Below are 19219 nucleotides of genomic sequence, written 5' to 3'. Positions count from 1 at the left end.
CCCCATTGTCCTGAGCACACATCAATATCCCGCGGTGCCAGCGCATTCTTCAGCCCTGCGAATTTGATCCAGCCAGACGTGCTGGTGCGGGCGTCGGCATCCGGATCGCTCGGCTGCCAGGTGAGGTTGGGCATTGCTCCCGCAAAGCACACGGCGTGCTCTCCGGTCCCGCATCCAATCTCCAGCACGGCGCCATGTGTTGGAAGGATACGTTTTAGGACCGCGAGGATCGGTGCCGAATTTCGCGCAACAGAAGGTGAGAACATGCGCTGGTCGGCGCTTATGTCGCGCTGTTCCAGCGCAACAGGCGAAGGGTCCTTCTTCTCTGGGGGCATTGGCCTTGAATCCCCTTTGGGCGATGTCTCCCACCTTATAGCTGAAATGATGGGACTGAAACCAAGGATTTCGGACTTACGAAGGGGGCGTCGGCGCGTGCGTTCGGCCGAGGGGACCGAACGTCCGCTTCGCGTCAGATCACGCGCCCGCCAGGCTCAAGGTCTGCTTTCGAAAATCGGGGTCCGGCAGCCGACAGTCCACTGCCGGCCCCAGTCATTCCGGTTAAGGCTAGGCGAATTCGGCTCGGGACGAACCGGAAATGACTTCCGCTTCGCCCGGTCCGATTTGGGCTAGAATATATCCGGCAACTTCAAACCAACTTCATCCCGCCATCAGTATGAAGTTCGATCCCATTGACGAAGCTTCCTGAGTCGGAGGCGAGAAAGAGTGCGGCGCGGGCCAATTCCTCCGGACGACCCAAACGGCCAGCAGGGATGAGAGATGCCATGTGATCTTCGAATGCGGGACGTTCGGCTTGCGACACACCGAGCTTTGCGAGAATTTCGGTCTCGACTGGTCCAGGGCTCAGGATGTTGACGCGAATACGTCGTGACTTGAATTCGATCGCCCAGTTCTTCGCAAAGGCGGCGACGGCGGCTTTTGATCCGGCATAGACCGTATGGTCCGGCAGGACCTTCGTGGCTGCGAGCGAACTCGTGACGATAATGCTCCCCCCGTTGCGGATCAGCGGTGCGATCGCCTGCACACCGAAGAACACGCCACGGGTATTAATAGTGAAGTGCCGGTCATAGTCTTCCGGCGTCACATTGGAGGATGCGGTAAGATTGATGACACCCGCATTGGCCATGTAGATGTCGAGACCACCAAAGCGGCTTTTCACGGTGTCTGCCAGCTTGTGATGATCCTCGAGATTGGCGACGTCGCCTACGAAACCAATGGCCGAATGGCCGATTTCATGCACCACTTGATTAACGAAGTCCTGCCGCCGGCCGGTGATGATGACTTGCGCTCCTTCTTCTGCGAACAGTTGGGCAGTCGCCTTCCCGATACCGCTATTGCCCCCGGTGATAACGGCGACCTTGTCTTTAAGTTGTTGCATTGTTTATCTCCTTTCAGCTTGAGAAGAGATAGACGCCGTCGGTCCGCCTCGTTAGATCATGGGCGGGCACATGATTTGTGCCATGGAGTCGCAAATGCCGAACCTGTTGAACGAGACGCGGGGATTGACGGCTTTCGTGCGAACGGTGGAGGCGGGCTCGTTCAGCGCAGCCGCGCGGGATCTAAACACGACGCCTTCCGCCGTGTCGAAGAGCGTGGCGCGGTTGGAGAAGAAGATTGGCACTCGCCTTTTCCTGCGTTCCACTCGTGCCCTTACGCTAACTCAAGACGGTCAGACTTTCTTCGGACGGGTTGCGCCGCTGTTGCGCGACCTGGATTCCAGCGACGAGGTGATCGGATCCGGCGCCGCGCCTTCCGGCCGTCTCCGCATCAGCATGCCTAATGAGCTCGCTCCTCTGCTGCTCCCACGTTTGTTTGCCAGCTTTGCGGCCGACTATCCAAACCTGCATCTCGATATCGGTCTTACGGACCGGTTCATCGATCTGATCAGGGAGGATTATGATGTCGCGTTGCGCGCAGGTATTCCCTCAGAGGGAGATCTCATGGTTCGCCATCTGGCCGACCTGCCAATGGCCATCGTGGCGTCGCCGGATTTTGTAAGAACCTGGGGCAATCCCCCCACCGCCGAAGCCTTGGCGGCTTTGCCCTTTGCCCGCTATGCGTTGGGCGGAGTAACACAGCCACTGCGCTTGGCTGACGGAAGCGGCTTTATTCCCTCAGGTCGGGTCGATTGCGACTCCGGCGCCGCACTCATGCAGGCCGCGCTCGCCGGGCTAGGCGCGGCCTATCTTCTTCGATGCCTGGTCGCTAGGGAACTGGACGACGGCACGCTTGTCGCGCTCGCCCCGGAGACTGCGCTTCCCAAGCTGCCTTTCAACGCCCTGCACGCGTTTGGCCGTACGCCGCCTTTGCGCGTAAAACTGCTCTGTGACTTCATGGCCCGCGAGGCAAAGATCATCGAAGCGATCTGAGGAACGCATGTCATGGCGAACACGGGTATTGGGCGCGATTCGGATAGCGCGGAGGCCTGGCTCCGCCTCGTCTACATGCCGGATCCTTTGCTTCAAAATCCGGCCCCCTCGGCCGCGCGCATAGCGGGGGGAAGCGTCTCCCATGCCCTGATCAGTTCGCCGATGGAGCCGGCTTCCATCTTGCGCATGACGTTTGCTCGATGCAGCTTGACAGTGACCTCGCTTATACTCAAGTCGAATGCGATTTGTTTGTTGAGGCGCCCGCGTGCAACTTCTTGCAGGATCTCGCGCTCGCGGTTCGTGAGCGTCTCAAGCCGTGCGAGATTGCGTTTGACCACCAGAGCCTCGGCCCGTCGGGCAGCGTCGAGCTCAATGCCGGCGATCACGGCGTCAAGCAGCGTCTGGTCTCGCACCGGTTTGGTCAGAAAATCGACGGCGCCGGCCTTCATCGCTTGGACTGTCATCGGAATATCGCCATGTCCGGTCAGGAAGATGATCGGTTTGGTATTGCCGCTCTCAGCCAGATGGTGCTGTAAATGAAGCCCGTTCGCCCCCGGCATGCGCACGTCTAGGATCAGACAGCCGGGGCGGTCCAAAATATCGGCGTCGAGCACTTCTCGCGTCGAGGCGAAGCTGACGGGCTGGAAACCTGCCGAGAGGATGAGCTCCGACAAAGCCTCTCGTACGCTCTCGTCGTCATCGACGATGATGACGCAGGGTTCGCTCGTGTGCTCTTGGTGCTGCTGCAACAATGGTGCTGATTTACGGAACGGCTGGTCAAGTCTCATGTCACCCTCCATTTCTCGATTTTTGCAAAGCCTCTGCTATGGCGAAGAGCAGGGCAGGGGCATTGAACGGCTTGCGAAAAAAGCCGCTGATACCCTGCGCGCGGCTCTGGTCAGCGATTTCGTGGCGCCCGGTGATCAGGAAAACCGGGAGGTCTGGACGCGCCTTCCTCACGATGTCACGAAGTTCAAAGCCGTTCGTGTCGGGCATGCCAATGTCTGTTATCAGCACGTCCAAGTCCGCTAGGCCCCGGATAAGAAAATGCCCGGCCGACCGGAAGCAGCAGGCAGCATAGCCAGCCGATTCCAGGAGTTCTTCCAGCGACTCGAGCAGCCTTGGATCATCATCGACAACCGCGACGATCGGTTTTGTCTTGTCCATCGCTAATTTCCTCCAGCCCGTCGCGAGTGCGTAATCGGTATCGCCAGTTTCTCGGCGATACGCACGAGGTCGGCTAGAGACGCTGTTTCCATTTTCTGCATCACATTCCTTCGATGAATCTGCAGCGTGACTTCGCTGATCCCTAGTTCGGACGCTGCCTGCTTGTTGAGGAGACCACTGACCACAAGCGGCAGCACCTCGCGTTCCCGTGGCGTAAGTTCCAGATACCGCTGCCTCAGCTGGCTCAGTTCAGCGCGGCCCGATCGTTTTTGCCGATCCTCGGAAATCGCCGTGCTAACGGCGGCCATGAGGTCAGCATCGCTGAATGGCTTGGTAAGGAAATCCACTGCGCCATGCTTGATCGCCCGTACCGAGGACGGAATATCGCCGTGTCCGGTGATGAAAACGATTGGTGGATGATCGCCCTCGGCGATCTGCCGCTGTAATTCTAGGCCGTTGATATCGGGTAATTCGACGTCGAGGATCAGGCACGCGGGAACATCCGGCTTCTCGGCGTTCACATATTCGCCCGCCGACCCGAAAGCGATGGCGCGCATACCGTGTGACTCCAAGAGTTCGCCGAGCGCCTCCCGGATACGTCCATCGTCGTCCACGACGAAAACAACATGGTCATCAATCGTCATGGCACCGCTTTCATTGCAACCGGTAAGGTGAAAATGAATCTTGCGCCCTGCGGTTCATTGTTTTCAGCCCATAGACGCCCGCCATGTGCCTCGACAATCGATCGGCAGATGGCGAGACCCATGCCCATTCCATTTTCCTTCGTTGTGAAGAAGGGTTCGAAAATCCGTTCGGGACATTCGATGCCATGCCCCCGATCGCTGACTTCAGTCTGGACCTCGTGCGCCAAACGATGTGCATGCACCTTTAGAAATTTGTCCGCTCCAGCAAAATCCATCGCATCCATGCCGTTGCGGATGAGATTGATCAGGACCTGCTGTATCTGAACGGAATCCAGTGAGACGGGTGGAAGGTCGCTTTCGACAGAAATTTCCATGCGAACGCCGCGCCGATTCCCCTCCTGTGCCATAAGGCCTCCCGCCTCGCGAATGATGCTCGCCAGCGTCGCGGTGTTCCTCGTCTCCGTGGATTGCCTGAATAGGGCGCGGATGCGGCCGACAATGTCGGCCGCGCCGTTTGCATCCCGGATCATCCGCTCGGCGACAGTCTTTGCGCGGTCTACATTCGCGGGCTCGACCGACAGCCAGCGATGGCATGCATGCGAATTGGCGACGATGGCGGCCAGCGGCTGGTTCACCTCATGAGCGATAGATGCCGAGAGCTCCGCGAGACTTGCAGCCTGAGATGCGACCGCTAGTCTCTCCTGCGTTCGGCGTAATTCCTCCTGCGTGCGCACGTCGTCGTCGATGTCGAAACTCACGCCGTACCATTGCAGGATGCTGCCGTCTGCATCGCACAGCGGTTCAGCGCGACCAATGATCCAACGGTAGGCGCCATCGGCTCGACGCTGCCGATATTTCATTGTGAAGGTTTCGCCTGTCGCGAACGAGTGAGCCAGCGCCTGACCGACCGAGGCGACATCTTCTGGATGGACGGAGTTTTGGATCGCCATCTGCAACCGGGTGGTATCGGACGCTTCGAGATCGACCAAGGTCAGGCCGACATATTCCGCGAGCCTCCTGTTCAGATAGGTGGGCTCTCCGTCCGCAGCGGCGGCCCAGATTAGCGTCGGCAGCGCATCGACAAGCCGCCGCAATTGCTTCTCGCTCTCTCGAACAGCCTCCTGTGCGCGCATCTCGTCTTCGATATCGATCGAAACCTGGTACCATTGCACGATCGCCCCGGACGCATCGCGCAACGGCTGCGCGCGCGCCTCGATCCAGGGATAGGCGCCGTCCTTATCGCGCCGCCGAAAGCGACTCACGAAAGGCGTTCCAGTCGCAAAGCCATCCAACGCTCTCCGCAGCATGTCCGGAAGATCATCGGGGTGAGCCAAGTGCCGGGCCAGCGCCTCGAAATCCTTGACGTGATCCGGCGGTACCCCGACGGTTTCCAGATATCGCCTGCTGGCCGAGGTGAGCTTGCCCACGGGATCGTAGCTCAGGATGTTGATGGGCACAGCGTCGATCATTTGCTCCAGTTGCTGCTTGCTGTTTCGTAGCGCTTCTTCACTCTGCAACTGATCGTCTATGTCGTGGCAGAGACCGTACCATTGAGCGATGCGACCGTCCTGATCTCGCATCGCTTCGGCGCTGGCCGCCATCCACCGATACATGCCATCAGTTCGACGCATCCGCCATTTCATGGAAAGGGGCTCACCGCTGGCGAACGAGCGCCCGAACGCTTCCGCAACGCCGACGGCGTCATCCGGATGAATAACGGTCTCAATGAATGCGTTGAGCCGGCTTATGTCCGGCTTATCCAAACCCGCGACGTCCAAGCCGAGGAAATCGATCAGTCTTTTGTTGAAAAAAACAGGCACCCCATCGGGGGAGATCCGCCAGAGGTAACTCGGGACCATGTCCACGAGTAGCGACAGTTCGCGCTCTCGGCTGCGCAATGCAGCTTCTGCACCCTTCTGTTCGGTCAAATCGAGAATGTAGGCGACCCCTTGCCGAGACTGCCCCTCGAAGCAGGCAGCCCCGATCAATACGGGCACACGGCTACCATCCTTCCTGAAATACTCCTTCTCACGGGCTTGCATCTTGCCCGTGGCTGCGAGTTCTTCGGCCTCCTCGCGGGCATACACATCTTGCCAATCGGGAGGCGTCATATCGAGCCATCGGAGCCCGGCTTGCACGTCCTCCCGTTCGTGCTGGACCATCCGGAGAAACGCGTCATTGGCATCGATCAGTGTTCCGTCCAGATCCCATATGACGATGCCGATAATGTCCGAATCTATCAGCCGTCGGATTCTGGCTTCGCGCTCGGCAATGTCGCTATAAAGGCGCGTCTGATCGTCAATGTCGTGACTGAAGCCGAACCATTGGACGATGCCGCCCCGATCGTCCCGCATCGGCTCTGCGCCCGTGTCCACCCATCGATAGACCCCATCGGCGCGGCGCAAGCGATATTTCATCGAGAAGCGTTCGCCAGTCGCAAATGCATGCGCGAAACCAGTGGCGAAAGCGGCCGCGTCATCGGGATGAACGGCAGCTTCGATATAGGCATCCATGCGACTCGTTTTCGGCCGATCCAAAGCCGATACATCGAAACCAAGAAATTCGATCACACGCCGGTTGAAGAAGTTTGGTTCTCCATCCGCAGTCAATCGCCATAGAAAACTCGGGACCATGTCAATGAGCTGCGACAGCTCCCGCTCCCGGTCGCGCAATGCCTCCTGCGCGCGTACTTCGTCATCGATCTCGACGGAGACGGCGAACCATTGCAGAATGGCTCCGTCTTCGCCGCGTAGCGGTTCAGCCCGGCCATCGACCCAGCGATATACACCGTCTGCGCGGCGCATACGATACTTCAAGGAAAAGGGTTCGCCGGTGGCGACAGATCGACGAACCGCTTGCAGAAGGACGGGTGCGTCTTCCGCGTGGACAAGGGTTTCTATGTTGGTCACCAGCCGGCTCATGCCCGGCTTGCTCAACTGTTCTAGGTCCAGTCCGAAAAAGTCGGTCAAACGCTTATTGAAGAAGGTCGGCTCACCTTCTGGCGTTAGCCGCCTGATATGGACCGGAACCATGTTGACGATTTGCTCCAGCTCCCGCTCGCGGTCACGGAGTGCCTCGATACTCTGGCGCAACGTAACCAGCGCTAGCTGGTGCTGACGCGATATGGCGGCCACGATGAGTGCCGAAAACGCTGAAATCGCCAGGAAGAGCTGCAACATGATCTGTCTATGGCGCTGGGTCTCGGCATCGCCGACGAATTGGCTTGCGCCAGATACCGTGAATATCGCCGTTATGAGCGCGAGGAGGGCGAGAGTGACGGCGGCTCCCTTGAACTCGAAGCGCACGGCGGCCCACAGCAACGGCGGCATGATGATGTAGGCAAATGGCAGGTAGCCGCTGAGCGAGAGAGCCGCGACGCCAAGAAAGATGAGTCCGAGGATGGAGCCCTCCACCCATCTCGCGGCGGAGTATTCCGCCTTTCCGTGCCAACTCTGGAACACCACCAACGCCAGTGGGGCCACGATCAGAACCCCGGTGGCATCCCCGATCCACCAGAGGGGCCAGGCCGCCAAGAAAGTTTGTGAAAATATTCCGAACCAGGCAAGCGTCGCGCTTCCCACGGTCGCGCTGACCATCGGCGCAATTCCGGCGCACACCAGTATAAAGACGACAACCTCCTGCAAGGTTTCGAGTCGTACCGGCCGCTTCAGGGTCCGCCTGATGAGCCATGCGCCGACCAGCGCTGCAAGTGCGTTACCGGCGTACATGAGCAAGGCAGCAGGGAGCGGACTATGGAACCACAGTACATTGCCCAAAAGCTCAGCGAGACAGCCCGTCAGCACCCACCACGACCAGCTCCCGACAGGCGCGATGACCAGGGTGGCAATGAAAAGCCCGCCCGGAGGCCAGATAGAAATGCCTGTTCCAGGCACGATCGCGAGTGCTTGGGCGAAAGCACAGCCAAGAACATACGCCACAAAAAAGAGGCTCAGATGCAAGAGGCGGGGGCGGTAGGACCAGAGGCGCGTCATCGGCTGCTCCTGCAGGGCACAGAAATCCGTGGTCGCCAGCCTGCGCGTTGGAGTGGTTATCAGATCTCGGCGCCGCGACCTTGTTTCCCACCCTAGTCGAGCCACCGCACGGCTTCAACTTATGGAAATCCATGTAGTAGCGCCGCCGTCGCCGCGCCGCGTTTGCTAAAGAGATAGAGCCCCTCCGGTTGTTCGTCCCTGCCAGAGAGATCAGGATCACGCGGGCTCGGCGCCAGCGTAACCTCAGCGGTGGCGTTCATGCTTCACTCCTTGGGGTTGGTGTGCAAGTGCCAGACTGGGAACGCGGAGCGGCGCTTGCCGCTCCGTAAACGGCGGCAGGCTCAGCCCTTGATAAATGCGAGCAGGTCGGCGTTGACCTTATCCTGATGCGTGGCGGTGATGCCGTGCGGTGCGCCTGGATAATAGATGTCCTTGGCGCCCTTGATCAGTCGTGCGGACTTGACGGCCGAATCCTTCACTGGAACGATCTGGTCGTCCTCCCCGTGCAGGACGAGGGTCGGGACATCGAATTTCTTCAAGTCTTCCGTGAAATCGGTTTCGGAGAATGCCTTGACGCATTCATAGGCGTTCAGCAGGCCCGCCTGCATGCTCCAAAGCCAGAATTGGTCGAGCGTGCCTTGAGAGACGTTTGAACCAGTCCGGTTGGCGCCGTAGAACAGCGGGGCGAGATCGCGGTAGAATTGAGAGCGGTCCTTGACCAGCCCGGCGCGGATCGCGTCGAAGGCTTCAATCGGCAGGCCCTCGGGATTGGTCGCCGATTTTACCATGACCGGCGGTACCGCGGCTATGAGTACGGCCTTGGCGACGCGCTTCGTGCCATGGCGGCCGATATAGCGGGCGACTTCGCCGCCGCCGGTGGAGTGGCCGACGAGCGTCGCGTCCCTAAGGTCGAGCGCTTCGATGACGGCGGCCAGATCGTCGGCGTATCCGTTCATGTCGTTTCCTGATGTCGCCTGGCTGGAGCGTCCATGGCCGCGCCGATCATGCGCCACGACACGGAAACCGTGCTGGGCGAGGAACAGCATCTGGCCGTCCCAGGCGTCGGAGCTCAGCGGCCATCCATGCGAGAAAGTAATGACCGGACCAGAGCCCCAATCCTTGTAGTAGATTTCGGTGCCGTCCTTGGTGGTAATCGTGCTCATTTGTTGTTTTCCGTGGTTGAGGGGGGTGGGCAGGGACTTCTTGTCCGTGGCCTTGGCCGTCGCGACGGCGGGGGACGCTGCTGCGATACCGGCGGCAACTCCCCAGAGGAGGGCGTCGCGGCGGGAGACGCTGGGGTTGGATGGATTTGAAATATCTTGCATTCGCTATCCTTCGCGGTTGCGGTGATCGTGCGAAGGAAGATGGCGATTAGCGCCGCAGAAGACTATTGGACGGAAGCATCGGCGGACTGTGCGAAAGTTTAGGTGACCGCATCGAACGAATAGAACGTTTGTTCCAGTAGATCGCGATCTTTAGACGCCGGCAGGATGTTTGGGAGATAGGTGCTGCGGTATTCGGTCGTCAAAACGCAAAACGCGCGCTAGCGAAGCGCGCGTTTTCTTGGCGGTCATGCAGCGTTGGTTGCCGACAACCGATGCCGGCAAGGTACTTGGCGAGCATGTGTTGCTGGAGTTCGAAGGGCACCTTCATCGCATCATGGATGTCGGGATACCGAGCGGTTTCTTGCCTACGCCGAGCCGGGCAGTCTCTGAAGACGCCGCCTCGCCGGTTCAGTCGTCGAAGGGGGCGTTTGCCACCAGATCCACCGATGAAGCCCCAACTTTGTAGCCAGGAACCAAGCGCTCTCCAAAATCCCGCACAAAGTTGTCGTGCGTTGTTTCGGGCATTGTCGCGGCGATGTGGCAGAAGCACAAGGTCATCCTCTTCTTCATTCCAAGTCGCGGAAACTCCGTGAGGATTGCTTTCATCTCCGACGAAGGAATGGAGCTATATTGCAGGCCGACCACGTCTAGGCAGATGCCGGTCGTGCAGAGAGAGACCTCGGCTTCCTTGTAGAGGCCGATTGACGGCGTCGAATTGAGGGCGACGCAATCCCAGACCTGCTGGGAGCGATGATTGTCGAAGCCGGCTTCCTGTGCAAAGCTGCGTGCCAAGTCCGCAGCCTCCACCTCGAAGCGACGTGGCCCCGCAAAGCGTTCGTCGAGCGTTATATCGTGCAGCAGCGTGCCGACGGCCAGCACCTCCGCATCGTGTTCGATCATTTGGAGTTGCCCAATCCGCTCGGCAAACAGCCAGGAGCGAACCACGTGGTTGAACAGGTACGGCTCGCACCGTTCGTGCGCGTAGTCCAAGGCGCGCTCGACGGGCGGCGTCCGTGGGACTGAAATTCCGGCAAGTACCTGCGTCGCTGATGTCGGGTGCATGGGGTCAACCTAGTTGGAAAGATGTGCGGCAAATGGGCCCGACATCTTTCGGGGTTCGTCTACTTTTCGTAAGTTGTCACGTTCTTCTCGTCGGCATCGACGAAGACCATGCGGGTTCCGTGCCGGCTCGGTGTCACCGGCATTCTCGCTGACGCCATCATGGTCGCCAGGAAATTTAGAGAAGCCGACCTGCAACTCGTTGGTTCTGACGTATCAGTGTCTGCGACGGGCCGACCTCGGCCTGCGCAGGCCGGCCCGTCCGAACAGAGTTACGTTCTCGGCTGGTAATGGCTGCGCCAGTCTTCGAAGCCGACGCGCCCGAGCCGGGCGTTCCCGACAGGCACGAGCGAGCCGTCGAGCAGTTCGGTGCCGAAATAGAGCGCATGCGGATCGGCAACGACCTGACGGGGGTCGTTCATCGATTTCAGGAACCGGGACGCGATATCGCTGAGGCGAACCTTTTCCGGACCGGCAATCTCGATCGTGCCGTTCATTGGCTTGCCTAGCGCCACATCAGCCATGGCGTCGGCGACGTCCTCCGAAGAGATTAGCTGCACATAAGCGGATGAAAGGTGGATCGCCTGGTCGACCGCGCCGGCCTCGACGATGCCGGGAAGGAATTCGAAGAATTGCGTCGAGTGTACGATCGTGTAAGGAATGCCCGAGGCCCTGATCAGCTCTTCCTGGGCCAATTTAGCGCGCATGTAGCCGCTGGCTGGCAGCTTCTCCACGCCGACGATAGAGAGCGCAATGTGATGTTCCACGCCTGCGGCGGCGCCGGCCTTGAGCAGATTGCGTCCTGCGGTCTGGAAGAATTCCATCACCGCCTTGTCCTCGAACGAAGGCGAATTGGCGAGGTCGATCACAACCTTCGCACCGGCAAGAGCTTCGTCGAGGCCCTTGCCTGTAAGGGTGTCGACGCCCGAATTCGGGGACGCTGCGAGGACGTCGTGTCCCTTATTCCGAAGGCGCTCGACGGTCTTTGAACCGATAAGCCCAGTGCCCCCAATGACAACGATCTTCATGCCTAAATCTCCTTCTCGGGTTACTTGCCTGATCGTGATTGAGAGCCAGGCGCGGCGGTTGCCGATGGCGGGAGAATGCGTCGGCTGGCGCTCCCAGACTATTCTACGGGGGAAGCGTTCCTCCTCTGCGGAAGTATAGGGAAGGGTATCCGGAACGATGGGGTGTCCGACCTATCCGTATTGCCCGGCTCGTCCGGGCGCTAGCGGGATGCACCATCTGGGCCAGATGCATGGTCCGTCCTATCAGGCATACATCATGTTCCGGGCGAGCCTTTCGGTGTCGACCCGATCACCATTTCACGGAGAGCATGATGACCAAGCGTCTGAACCTACTGGCCAGGAAAAACGGCGGCATCGACGGACTCGTCGCCGTCGAGGCCTGGATTGCTAACAGCTTCGATCCCAGGCTGATGGAGCTCGTCAAGGTACGCGTCTCGCAGATGAACGGATGCGCCCATTGCCTGCACATGCATCGGCAGGACGCGCTTAAGCAGGGCGAGACGGAAGAGCGGATGCTGTTGCTGAGCGCCTGGCACGAATCGCAGCTCTATACGGACCGGGAACGAGCCGCACTCGCGTGGGCCGAGTCGCTGACCAATATTGTGCAGACCCATGCGCCGGACTCGGATTATGAGGCGGCACGCACCGTTTTTTCGGAGGATGAACTCGTGGCGCTTTCGATCGGCGTCGCGATGATCAATGCCTGGAACAGACTGGCGATCGGTTTCCGGCTGCAGCATCCAGCGGATCGCAGGATCGCCGCGTAGGATTGACACGGGAGCTCGCCGGACGAATGGAATCGTCCGGCGAGCCCTTCTTTTCCGACATGCTGAAGGCGTCTCCCCTCTGACCGCGACGCTAGGAGGGTAGCCGCAGCGTGGCGACCGTGCCGCGGCCGAGTTCGCTTTCCAGGTCCAGGCGCCCCCCCACTTCCTGGGCGAAACGGTTGACCATCGGGAGTCCTAGACCGCCGAGGCCGGATACTTTCGTGGTGAAGAACGGGTCGCTTGCACGGCTCAGCACCTCCTTTGTCATGCCGATCCCATTGTCCGAAATGCGCAGCTCGATCTCAGTCGTGGCGTCGTCGCCATGGACGGTCGTGGCGAGGAGCGAAATCGCTCCGCCGTTGGGCATTGCGTCGCGTGCGTTGAGCAGCAGATTCATGAGCGCGCTCTGCAGGTTTACGCGATTGCAGCTAAGGGCTGGGAGCGCGAGGCCGCCTGAGAGCTCGAATACGATGTTGCGCTCCCAGGTTGCCCTGACCAGGGTTTCGATTTCCATGAGACATGCCCAGACATCAACCGGCGCGGCTGCAGCCTGGCCGCCGCGGGCGAGGCGCATCGTCTGCTGGACAAGCATCCCCGCGCGACGGAGGGACGTACACGCGCTGGCGACCACAGGTCTGAGCGATGACCCCCCATCCATGTCGGAACTGCGTGAGATGATGTTCAAAGCCGACGTAGCGATCTGGATGAGATTGCCGAGATCGTGGACGACGCCGAGTATGGCCTCTTCCGGCTGTGCACCTGAATAAATCGCGTCCGGTCGGGCGTTGCCGAGATCGTCGTTGAAGATCTGGGTGTTCGTATCTGTCGGCGACATGCATAGCTCCTCATCTGCTCGAACGACAGACGCGTCGTCCGTGAGCGGACAGAGGCTATGATCCAGGCAGGGCTGTGGTCGATTGGTTCGAGGGCTAAGGCAACCGATACCGCTGTATGGCTCCGGCATTGTCCGGCAGGCAAAAGCGTTCGATATAACGGGTCGCCCGCGAAAGGCGGTATGCACAATTGGATGCATCCGCCTGTCGGACGACGCAAAGCTGCGCGCAGCGCCGCGCGGCGAGCGAAAGCATCTAGTGCTTCATACCAACCTCTTCACTACCAAATCTGCACCGCGGTCCGCGGAAAGCATAGGCTGCCCTGTTCTCAAGTGTAGTCTTCCCTCTCCCTTGACGTGATCGACTACCAACAGCGCTTCAACCTAGAATCCGCGAAATGGCTCGTGACCGACGGGCCCCGAACTCAACAAGGAGGCCATCATGTCGCAGGCAGCATCGAAACCAACCATGACTTTGGAAAATACCTCTCATCCCGACGAGCTGGTTCCGTCGCGCTATGCTGTTCAGATCGGCGAGATCGAGGTGATGGTGGTCAGCGATGGAGTGCTGCCGCTCCCGACCGCGATGTTGGGACACAACGCCGACCCGGCCGTCCGGGCGGCGTGGCTCAAGGACATGTTTCTGCCCCAAGACGCTTTCGACTGGGCGCTGAACGTGGTCGTTGTGCGTAGCGGCCAGCAGACCATCCTCATCGACGCTGGGTTGGGATTGGACCCGGACTTGAACTTGCCGCGGGCCGGGCAGTTGATCAAGCGACTTGCGGCCGCCGGCATCGATCTTGGATCTGTAACCGACGTGGTGCTTACGCATATGCACATGGACCACGTAGGCGGGCTGCTCGTCGAGGGGGTGAAAGAACGGCTGCGTCCGGACCTCCGGGTTCACGTGGCGGCCGCCGAAGTCAAATTCTGGGAGTCGCCCGATTTCTCCCACGTCTCGATGCCGCCGGGCTTCCCCGACGCGCTGCGGGCGACCGCCACGCGGTTCAGTGAAGAGTATCGCAGCCACCTGAGGCTGTTCGACGAGGAGTATGAGGTCGCGCCCGGCGTGGTCGTCACGCGCACCGGCGGCCACACCCCTGGGCACAGCGTGGTCCGCGTGGCGTCCGGCAACGACCGGCTGATGTTCGCCGGCGACGCAGTGTTCGCGGTCGGGTTCGAACACCCCGACTGGTTCAATGGTTTCGAACACGACCCCGAGGAAGCGGCCCGCATTCGGGTCCGACTTCTGCGGGAGTTGGCGGAGACTGGCGAACTGCTCGTGGCCACCCATCTTCCGTTCCCCTCCGTCGGCCATGTGGCGGTCGATGGCGACGACTTTCGTTGGGTGCCGGTCTTCTGGGACTACTGATCGCTTGGTGGCTCAGTTCGAATTGGATGGCCGCGTGGCCTTTGAACGAAACGGATAGCCGGCGGTAGAGAGGCGATTTGCAATGGACGTATATGAGGCAGTGGCAAGCCGAAGGGCGGTGCGCGGATTCAAAGACCAGCCTGTGTCCAGGGAGGTGCTTGAGCGGGTGCTGTCCGCCGCAGCTTGGGCGCCGTCCGGATCGAACATTCAGCCGTGGAACACCTACGTGTTGACCGGCGGGCCGCTGGCCGAGCTCAAAACGGTCGCCGTCGAGCGCGTGGCTCACGGCGACCCCTGGGACGAGCGGCAATACGAGATGTATCCGGCCGCGCTGAAGTCCCCGTATGGGGAGCGCCGATCCGCCTTCGGCAAGGAGCGCTACAGCGCGCTTGGTATTGCGCGCGAGGACTGGGAGGCGCGCCAGCGGGCAGCCATCGCCAACTGGAACTGTTTCGGCGCGCCCGCCGCCTTGTTCTGCTACATCGACCGCGACCTGGGCCGGCCCCAATGGGCCGACGTCGGGATGTATCTGCAGACCGTCATGCTGCTGCTCCGCGACGAAGGGCTTCACAGTTGCACGCAGATGGCGTGGTCCCAGGTTCGCGAGACGGTCGCGGAGGTCCTGTCACCCCCGGAAAGGCTCATCCTCTTCTGCGGCATGTCGATCGGGTACGAGGACCCCACGGTAAGCTACGTCCGTACGGGCCGCGCCCCGCTCAGCGAGACGGTCACTTTCGTCGGCGGCTAGTAACCGACGCCGTCCCGGTCTCAGCGTGGACGCTAGAATTTTCGACCTATGCAAACGCACATCTGATCAACCACGAAGGGACTACGACAATGAACCCAGTTCTAAAAACGCTGTTTGTGACAGCTACACTCAGCCTCCTTGGCACTTTCGCGGTTGCCGCTGACAACACTGCAAAGGTCACATCGCTCATGAGCAAGGATCTTCCCAACTATCCGGGCAAGGAGGGTCTCATGATATCGGTCGAATATGGGCCGGGCGGTTCCGATCCCATTCACAAACATGACGCAAATGCGTTCGTCTATGTTCTGGAGGGCTCGATCGTGATGCAGGTGAAGGGGGAAAAAGAAGTCACCCTGTCGCCGGGAGAGACCTTTTACGAGGGGGCCTCCGACATTCACCTGATCAGCCGCAACGCGAGCAAGACTAAACCAGCCAAGTTCATCGTCGTACTGCTCAAGAAGAAGGGCGCTCCGGTGGTGTTGCCTGTAAAGTGATGCCCGGCCCAAGCGCCGATATGCCCGAGACTGAATACAGAACGGAGGGAACGGATCGATGAAAGTAACCGTCATGGGAGCGAGGGGGCGGATCGGAACCAGGCTTGTTGAAAGCCTTCGGCAGGCTGGGGCCGAAGTCGTCCTTGCATCTCCCACTTTCGGAGTGAACAGCGTCACGAGGGAAGGTCTTAGGGCGTCCTTGACGGGAGCTGGCGTCGTCATCGACGTCACCAACGCCGCATCGTTCGGAGACAACTCCGCTCTGGAGTTCTTCAAGACGTCCACCCGAAATCTATTGGCCGCGTCAGCGGACGCTGGCGTCGACCACTATCTCGCCCTCTCAATCGTCGGGACGCCTCGCCTTGTCGAAAGCGACTATTTCCGCGCAAAAATGGTGCAGGAGAACCTGATCAGGGCCGCCCGGCGGCCTTATACTATCCTCCATTCAACGCAATTCTTCGAGTTCATCAGCGGCGTGATCGACATGGCGGCAGATGGCGACGAAATCCGGCTTCCTTCCGCATCCGTGCGGCCCGTAGCCGCCGAGGACGTGGCGGAGGTGCTCACCGAGTTGGCGTTGGGCACCCCGTTGAACGATACGGTGGAACTTGCCGGGCCGGAGCAGTTCGCCTTCGACGAGGTCGCTCGCATGCTCGTCGCAGCAAACGAAGACCCGCGCCGGGTGATCACGGACGACAGCGCGCGATATTATGGCGTCGAATTGAACGACGACACATTGCTGCCGGACAACCTCGCCCACGTTGGCCCCATGCGGTTCGTAGACTGGCTGAACCGGTATATGGACAGTTAGGCGAGGTCGCGGCCTTAGCTTCCAGAATGGCATCGACTTTCATCAGCAAGCCCATCAACAGCGAACAACTACCCGTCTACAATCACCGTGAAGGATTGTCGGCAGTCCCACACCCGCCTTCACCACTCGAAGTGAGGGAAACCATGGTTTCATAGCCAGCCCGACGTCTCTGCGGTATCGTTCGTTTGCGCCCGAGCCCAGTGACGATCATCATGCATTGTGTCCAGGGCAGCCTGGATCAGATCCACATTTTCGGTCAGGCACCATGACGCCATCGTGAAGCCGCTCAATGGCGAGATCGAGTGCACGTTACGGATTTCCGGGAGATCGCTATGGGCCAGGAAGTACAAATGTTGCCGCTTCTCATCAGCGTTCTCGGGATAGCTGGAATTGTCGTTTGGCATTTGCAAGGTCCGGGACGCCCGACCGCCCGCCTGATCGTCCAGATCGGCTTCTTTCTGGCCATGACTGCTGTGCTCGCCCGCACGCGCATTGTTCCCTTCCGTTTCGATCCAGGCGATCTCAGCGGCGCGAATGCGTTGTTCGTATCAGCCAAGATCCTTTGGTGGGTCCATTTGTCGTGGGCCGTGATCGGCTTCGTTCGCATCTATATCGTCCTCGACCATCGCCCAAGAGAGGCGAGGCTCATTCAGGACCTGATCGTGGCCGCGGTCTATCTCGGCGTCTTGCTTTCGATCCTGGCTTTCGTATTCGGCGTTCCGATTGGGACTTTGCTGGCCACATCAGGGGTAATTGCAATCATCCTCGGGCTTGCACTTCAGAACACGCTGGGCGACTTGTTCTCGGGCATCGCTTTGACGCTCGGTCGCCCGTATGTCATTGGCGACTGGGTGCTTCTCAGCGACGGCACGGAGGGCAGGGTCGTAGCTTCCAATTGGCGTTCGACGTATCTGCTCACCGGTGCTCACAACATCGTCGTACTGCCAAACGGCGTGCTGGCGAAGCAGGGGCTTACGAACGTCAGCCGACCCGACGAGAACCATCAGATTGCTCTATCCGTCCGCGTGGCGCCGACCGTTATGCCGCGATCGATCGTCGAGGTCATGCATGCCGTTCTCGACAGCTGCAATGTCATCGCAAAGGAGCCGGCACCGACCGTCGGTCTCGTAGGTATCGATGCAAGCGCCGTCACCGTCGAGCTCTCATTCCGCGTCTCAAGCCCGGCCCAACGCGGCGCCGCGCGCAACGAAGTCATCGACCTCGTGTACCGACATTGCAAGGCAAGCGGGTTGCACCTGGCGATGCCCCCGGAGAGTCCCGTCGCCGTGGGAGAGGTTTCGCGACATGAGTCAGGTCGCCCGACGCCGATGGCACAAAGCCTCATCGACGCGATCCCGGTATTCTCCGTCCTCAGCCAGGATGAACGAGATGCACTTGCGGGCTCGGCCACAAAACGCGATTTTAGCGCCGCGGCGGAGATTGTCAGGGAAGGGGAGGCCCTTGGCAGTCTGATGATCGTGAGAGCTGGCATCGTGATCATGAAGAAAGGCGACGACGAGGTCGCACGATTGGCACCCGGAGACTTCTTCGGCGAGGAGGGCTTGCTTGCCGGCAGGAAAGAGAAGCATGGGCTGCAAGCGCTGACACGCGTAACGGTATTCGAAATCGATCAGACTGCGTTCGCACCGCTGTTGCGAGAGAGATCGGAACTTGCTGAAGATCTGGCATTGCACCTGGCCAACCGAGAAGCGATCGGCGAGAACTCGGGGATGCCGACAATCCAGCACGAACGACGAAGGCTAGACCTCCTCGAAAGCATACGATCGATATTCCGGATCCATCGGGAGCACTCGAGGCCTTAATACAACAGGTCCCCGCCGGTACAGCGAATACTCGCTATACACTGCTGTCACCGGATGGACGGCATGCGCTCGACGGATCGTCTTGACGCCCGCCTCGGACAGACCTGTGTCATGGAAACCCGAATTCACAAGTCTCTGTGCGATCAGGCCCCCGCAACCAAACAAATTTGTACAAAACATCATACGATAGCCCGCATGGATACCATCCACGCGGGCCGTTTGCGTTCTGATTAAATGAAAATCCAGCTTCTTTCGATTGTTTTTGAACCCGCCCGCCCTTCCCCGGCGGGCGAAATCGTTCGTGTGCTGTTAGCGAAGACTGACACTTCGAAACTTCGGGCCTTGTCACAATTTCAGTCGCCGTGAGCGAACGGGGCTCGATCCCTTTCCGCGTGCGCTCTTGAGCACGCTCACTCGACGTCGACGCTTTTTGTCCGGTGCTTCGATCAGCACCTCGTGGCGTTCTTTGGAAACATCGATAGCTGCCAGAACGGGGGTAAATGCGGTAATGTCGCAATCGGCACTCGAATGTTCTTGAATGCCTCACGTGTTGCTACGCTCGTGTCCCCGCACGTGTTGCAAGGTGACAGAGGTAGCGAAGCCGCTCGCGAGCGCGCCCTCAATAGCGCTGTAGCGAGCGGGCGGCTTCGCGGGCGGCCATCATGTTTTCCGCAGGTTGTCGAAGGGCGACCTGGTGGTAAGAGTCTCACTGCACGACCTCTACTATTTCAGTCTGCGGCGCGGTATCGGCGAATGGACCGAACACCAGC

The 19219-nt window shown here is 59.9% G+C and carries 18 protein-coding genes and 1 pseudogene; 7 read left to right on the top strand and 12 right to left on the bottom strand.

What is annotated here, in order from left to right:
* Positions 1–335: DUF938 domain-containing protein (locus AC1D2R_RS31385; protein ID WP_477973660.1), on the bottom strand; the 335-nt coding region annotated here is incomplete at its 3' end.
* Positions 336–646: 311 nt separating this feature from the next.
* On the bottom strand, positions 647–1396 hold the full coding sequence (locus AC1D2R_RS31380) for an SDR family NAD(P)-dependent oxidoreductase (RefSeq protein WP_477973658.1): 750 nt from the start codon (positions 1394–1396) through the stop codon (positions 647–649).
* A 58-nt stretch (positions 1397–1454) separates the two neighbouring features.
* On the opposite strand from AC1D2R_RS31380, the gene AC1D2R_RS31375 reads away from it, so the two are divergent.
* A complete protein-coding gene (locus AC1D2R_RS31375) occupies positions 1455–2387 on the top strand; it encodes a LysR family transcriptional regulator (protein ID WP_477973656.1) in 933 nt (310 codons plus the stop codon).
* 92 nt (positions 2388–2479) lie between these two features.
* On the opposite strand, the gene AC1D2R_RS31370 is transcribed toward AC1D2R_RS31375, so the two are convergent.
* From AC1D2R_RS31370 to AC1D2R_RS31335, 8 genes are all read right to left on the bottom strand, one after another.
* Entirely contained in the window at positions 2480–3175 is a 696-nt protein-coding gene (locus tag AC1D2R_RS31370) for a response regulator transcription factor (RefSeq protein WP_477973654.1), read from the bottom strand.
* A gap of 1 nt (position 3176) precedes the next feature.
* A complete protein-coding gene (locus tag AC1D2R_RS31365) occupies positions 3177–3554 on the bottom strand; it encodes a response regulator (RefSeq protein WP_057472254.1) in 378 nt (125 codons plus the stop codon).
* 2 nt (positions 3555–3556) lie between these two features.
* Positions 3557–4198 carry a response regulator transcription factor gene (locus AC1D2R_RS31360; RefSeq protein ID WP_477973652.1) on the bottom strand — a complete coding sequence of 214 codons (642 nt, stop codon included), beginning with the start codon at positions 4196–4198 and terminating at the stop codon, positions 3557–3559.
* A complete protein-coding gene (locus AC1D2R_RS31355; protein ID WP_477973650.1) occupies positions 4195–8190 on the bottom strand; it encodes a PAS domain-containing protein in 3996 nt (1331 codons plus the stop codon). The genes AC1D2R_RS31360 and AC1D2R_RS31355 overlap by 4 nt, the downstream gene beginning before the upstream one ends.
* Positions 8191–8309: 119 nt before the next feature.
* A complete protein-coding gene (locus AC1D2R_RS31350) occupies positions 8310–8450 on the bottom strand; it encodes a hypothetical protein (RefSeq protein ID WP_477973648.1) in 141 nt (46 codons plus the stop codon).
* Positions 8451–8531: 81 nt separating this feature from the next.
* Entirely contained in the window at positions 8532–9515 is a 984-nt protein-coding gene (locus tag AC1D2R_RS31345) for an alpha/beta fold hydrolase (RefSeq protein WP_477973646.1), read from the bottom strand.
* Positions 9516–9923: 408 nt separating this feature from the next.
* Positions 9924–10577, bottom strand: coding sequence for an HD domain-containing protein (locus AC1D2R_RS31340; RefSeq protein ID WP_477973644.1), 654 nt, complete (start codon positions 10575–10577; stop codon positions 9924–9926).
* A gap of 269 nt (positions 10578–10846) precedes the next feature.
* Positions 10847–11602: an SDR family oxidoreductase gene (locus AC1D2R_RS31335; RefSeq protein ID WP_057472249.1), complete on the bottom strand. Its 756-nt coding sequence runs from the start codon at positions 11600–11602 to the stop codon at positions 10847–10849.
* 311 nt (positions 11603–11913) lie between these two features.
* On the opposite strand from AC1D2R_RS31335, the gene AC1D2R_RS31330 reads away from it, so the two are divergent.
* Complete coding sequence (locus AC1D2R_RS31330) at positions 11914–12369, top strand: carboxymuconolactone decarboxylase family protein (protein WP_057472248.1); 456 nt, start codon at positions 11914–11916, stop codon at positions 12367–12369.
* A gap of 91 nt (positions 12370–12460) precedes the next feature.
* Here the strand turns inward: AC1D2R_RS31330 and AC1D2R_RS31325 are convergent, their stop codons facing one another.
* On the bottom strand, positions 12461–13204 hold the full coding sequence (locus AC1D2R_RS31325) for a sensor histidine kinase (RefSeq protein ID WP_477973641.1): 744 nt from the start codon (positions 13202–13204) through the stop codon (positions 12461–12463).
* A 439-nt stretch (positions 13205–13643) separates the two neighbouring features.
* Here AC1D2R_RS31325 and AC1D2R_RS31320 point away from each other — a divergent pair, with 439 nt between their 5' ends.
* The 5 genes from AC1D2R_RS31320 to AC1D2R_RS31300 all read left to right on the top strand — a co-directional run bounded on the left by AC1D2R_RS31320 (position 13644) and on the right by AC1D2R_RS31300 (position 18449).
* Complete coding sequence (locus AC1D2R_RS31320; RefSeq protein WP_477973639.1) at positions 13644–14573, top strand: MBL fold metallo-hydrolase; 930 nt, start codon at positions 13644–13646, stop codon at positions 14571–14573.
* A gap of 82 nt (positions 14574–14655) precedes the next feature.
* Positions 14656–15321 (top strand): nitroreductase, encoded by a 666-nt coding sequence (locus AC1D2R_RS31315; RefSeq protein ID WP_477973637.1) that lies wholly within the window; start codon positions 14656–14658, stop codon positions 15319–15321.
* A gap of 89 nt (positions 15322–15410) precedes the next feature.
* On the top strand, positions 15411–15815 hold the full coding sequence (locus tag AC1D2R_RS31310; RefSeq protein WP_477973635.1) for a cupin domain-containing protein: 405 nt from the start codon (positions 15411–15413) through the stop codon (positions 15813–15815).
* Positions 15816–15873: 58 nt separating this feature from the next.
* Positions 15874–16626 carry an SDR family oxidoreductase gene (locus tag AC1D2R_RS31305; protein WP_477973633.1) on the top strand — a complete coding sequence of 251 codons (753 nt, stop codon included), beginning with the start codon at positions 15874–15876 and terminating at the stop codon, positions 16624–16626.
* Between the two features lie 350 nt (positions 16627–16976).
* Positions 16977–18449 carry a cyclic nucleotide-binding domain-containing protein gene (locus tag AC1D2R_RS31300; protein WP_477973632.1) on the top strand — a complete coding sequence of 491 codons (1473 nt, stop codon included), beginning with the start codon at positions 16977–16979 and terminating at the stop codon, positions 18447–18449.
* 6 nt (positions 18450–18455) lie between these two features.
* Here AC1D2R_RS31300 and AC1D2R_RS31295 read toward each other — a convergent pair.
* Positions 18456–18557, bottom strand: a pseudogene (locus AC1D2R_RS31295) (aldo/keto reductase); the annotation flags it as partial.
* Positions 18558–19219: the final 662 nt, after the last annotated feature.

It is taken from the genome of Rhizobium sp. P1_C7 (assembly GCF_056406295.1).
This window is presented reverse-complemented; position numbering and strand designations above follow the sequence as displayed.

Coding starts and splice junctions, on each gene's coding strand:
- AC1D2R_RS31340 (WP_477973644.1), bottom strand. CDS start 10,577: ATGCACCCGACATCAGCGACGCAGGTACTTGCCGGAATTTCAGTCCCA.
- AC1D2R_RS31355 (WP_477973650.1), bottom strand. CDS start 8,190: ATGACGCGCCTCTGGTCCTACCGCCCCCGCCTCTTGCATCTGAGCCTC.
- AC1D2R_RS31335 (WP_057472249.1), bottom strand. CDS start 11,602: ATGAAGATCGTTGTCATTGGGGGCACTGGGCTTATCGGTTCAAAGACC.
- AC1D2R_RS31370 (WP_477973654.1), bottom strand. CDS start 3,175: ATGAGACTTGACCAGCCGTTCCGTAAATCAGCACCATTGTTGCAGCAG.
- AC1D2R_RS31345 (WP_477973646.1), bottom strand. CDS start 9,515: ATGCAAGATATTTCAAATCCATCCAACCCCAGCGTCTCCCGCCGCGAC.
- AC1D2R_RS31350 (WP_477973648.1), bottom strand. CDS start 8,450: ATGAACGCCACCGCTGAGGTTACGCTGGCGCCGAGCCCGCGTGATCCT.
- AC1D2R_RS31320 (WP_477973639.1), top strand. CDS start 13,644: ATGTCGCAGGCAGCATCGAAACCAACCATGACTTTGGAAAATACCTCT.
- AC1D2R_RS31300 (WP_477973632.1), top strand. CDS start 16,977: ATGTTGCCGCTTCTCATCAGCGTTCTCGGGATAGCTGGAATTGTCGTT.
- AC1D2R_RS31310 (WP_477973635.1), top strand. CDS start 15,411: ATGAACCCAGTTCTAAAAACGCTGTTTGTGACAGCTACACTCAGCCTC.
- AC1D2R_RS31380 (WP_477973658.1), bottom strand. CDS start 1,396: ATGCAACAACTTAAAGACAAGGTCGCCGTTATCACCGGGGGCAATAGC.
- AC1D2R_RS31305 (WP_477973633.1), top strand. CDS start 15,874: ATGAAAGTAACCGTCATGGGAGCGAGGGGGCGGATCGGAACCAGGCTT.
- AC1D2R_RS31325 (WP_477973641.1), bottom strand. CDS start 13,204: ATGTCGCCGACAGATACGAACACCCAGATCTTCAACGACGATCTCGGC.
- AC1D2R_RS31330 (WP_057472248.1), top strand. CDS start 11,914: ATGACCAAGCGTCTGAACCTACTGGCCAGGAAAAACGGCGGCATCGAC.
- AC1D2R_RS31360 (WP_477973652.1), bottom strand. CDS start 4,198: ATGACGATTGATGACCATGTTGTTTTCGTCGTGGACGACGATGGACGT.
- AC1D2R_RS31315 (WP_477973637.1), top strand. CDS start 14,656: ATGGACGTATATGAGGCAGTGGCAAGCCGAAGGGCGGTGCGCGGATTC.
- AC1D2R_RS31375 (WP_477973656.1), top strand. CDS start 1,455: ATGGGCGGGCACATGATTTGTGCCATGGAGTCGCAAATGCCGAACCTG.
- AC1D2R_RS31365 (WP_057472254.1), bottom strand. CDS start 3,554: ATGGACAAGACAAAACCGATCGTCGCGGTTGTCGATGATGATCCAAGG.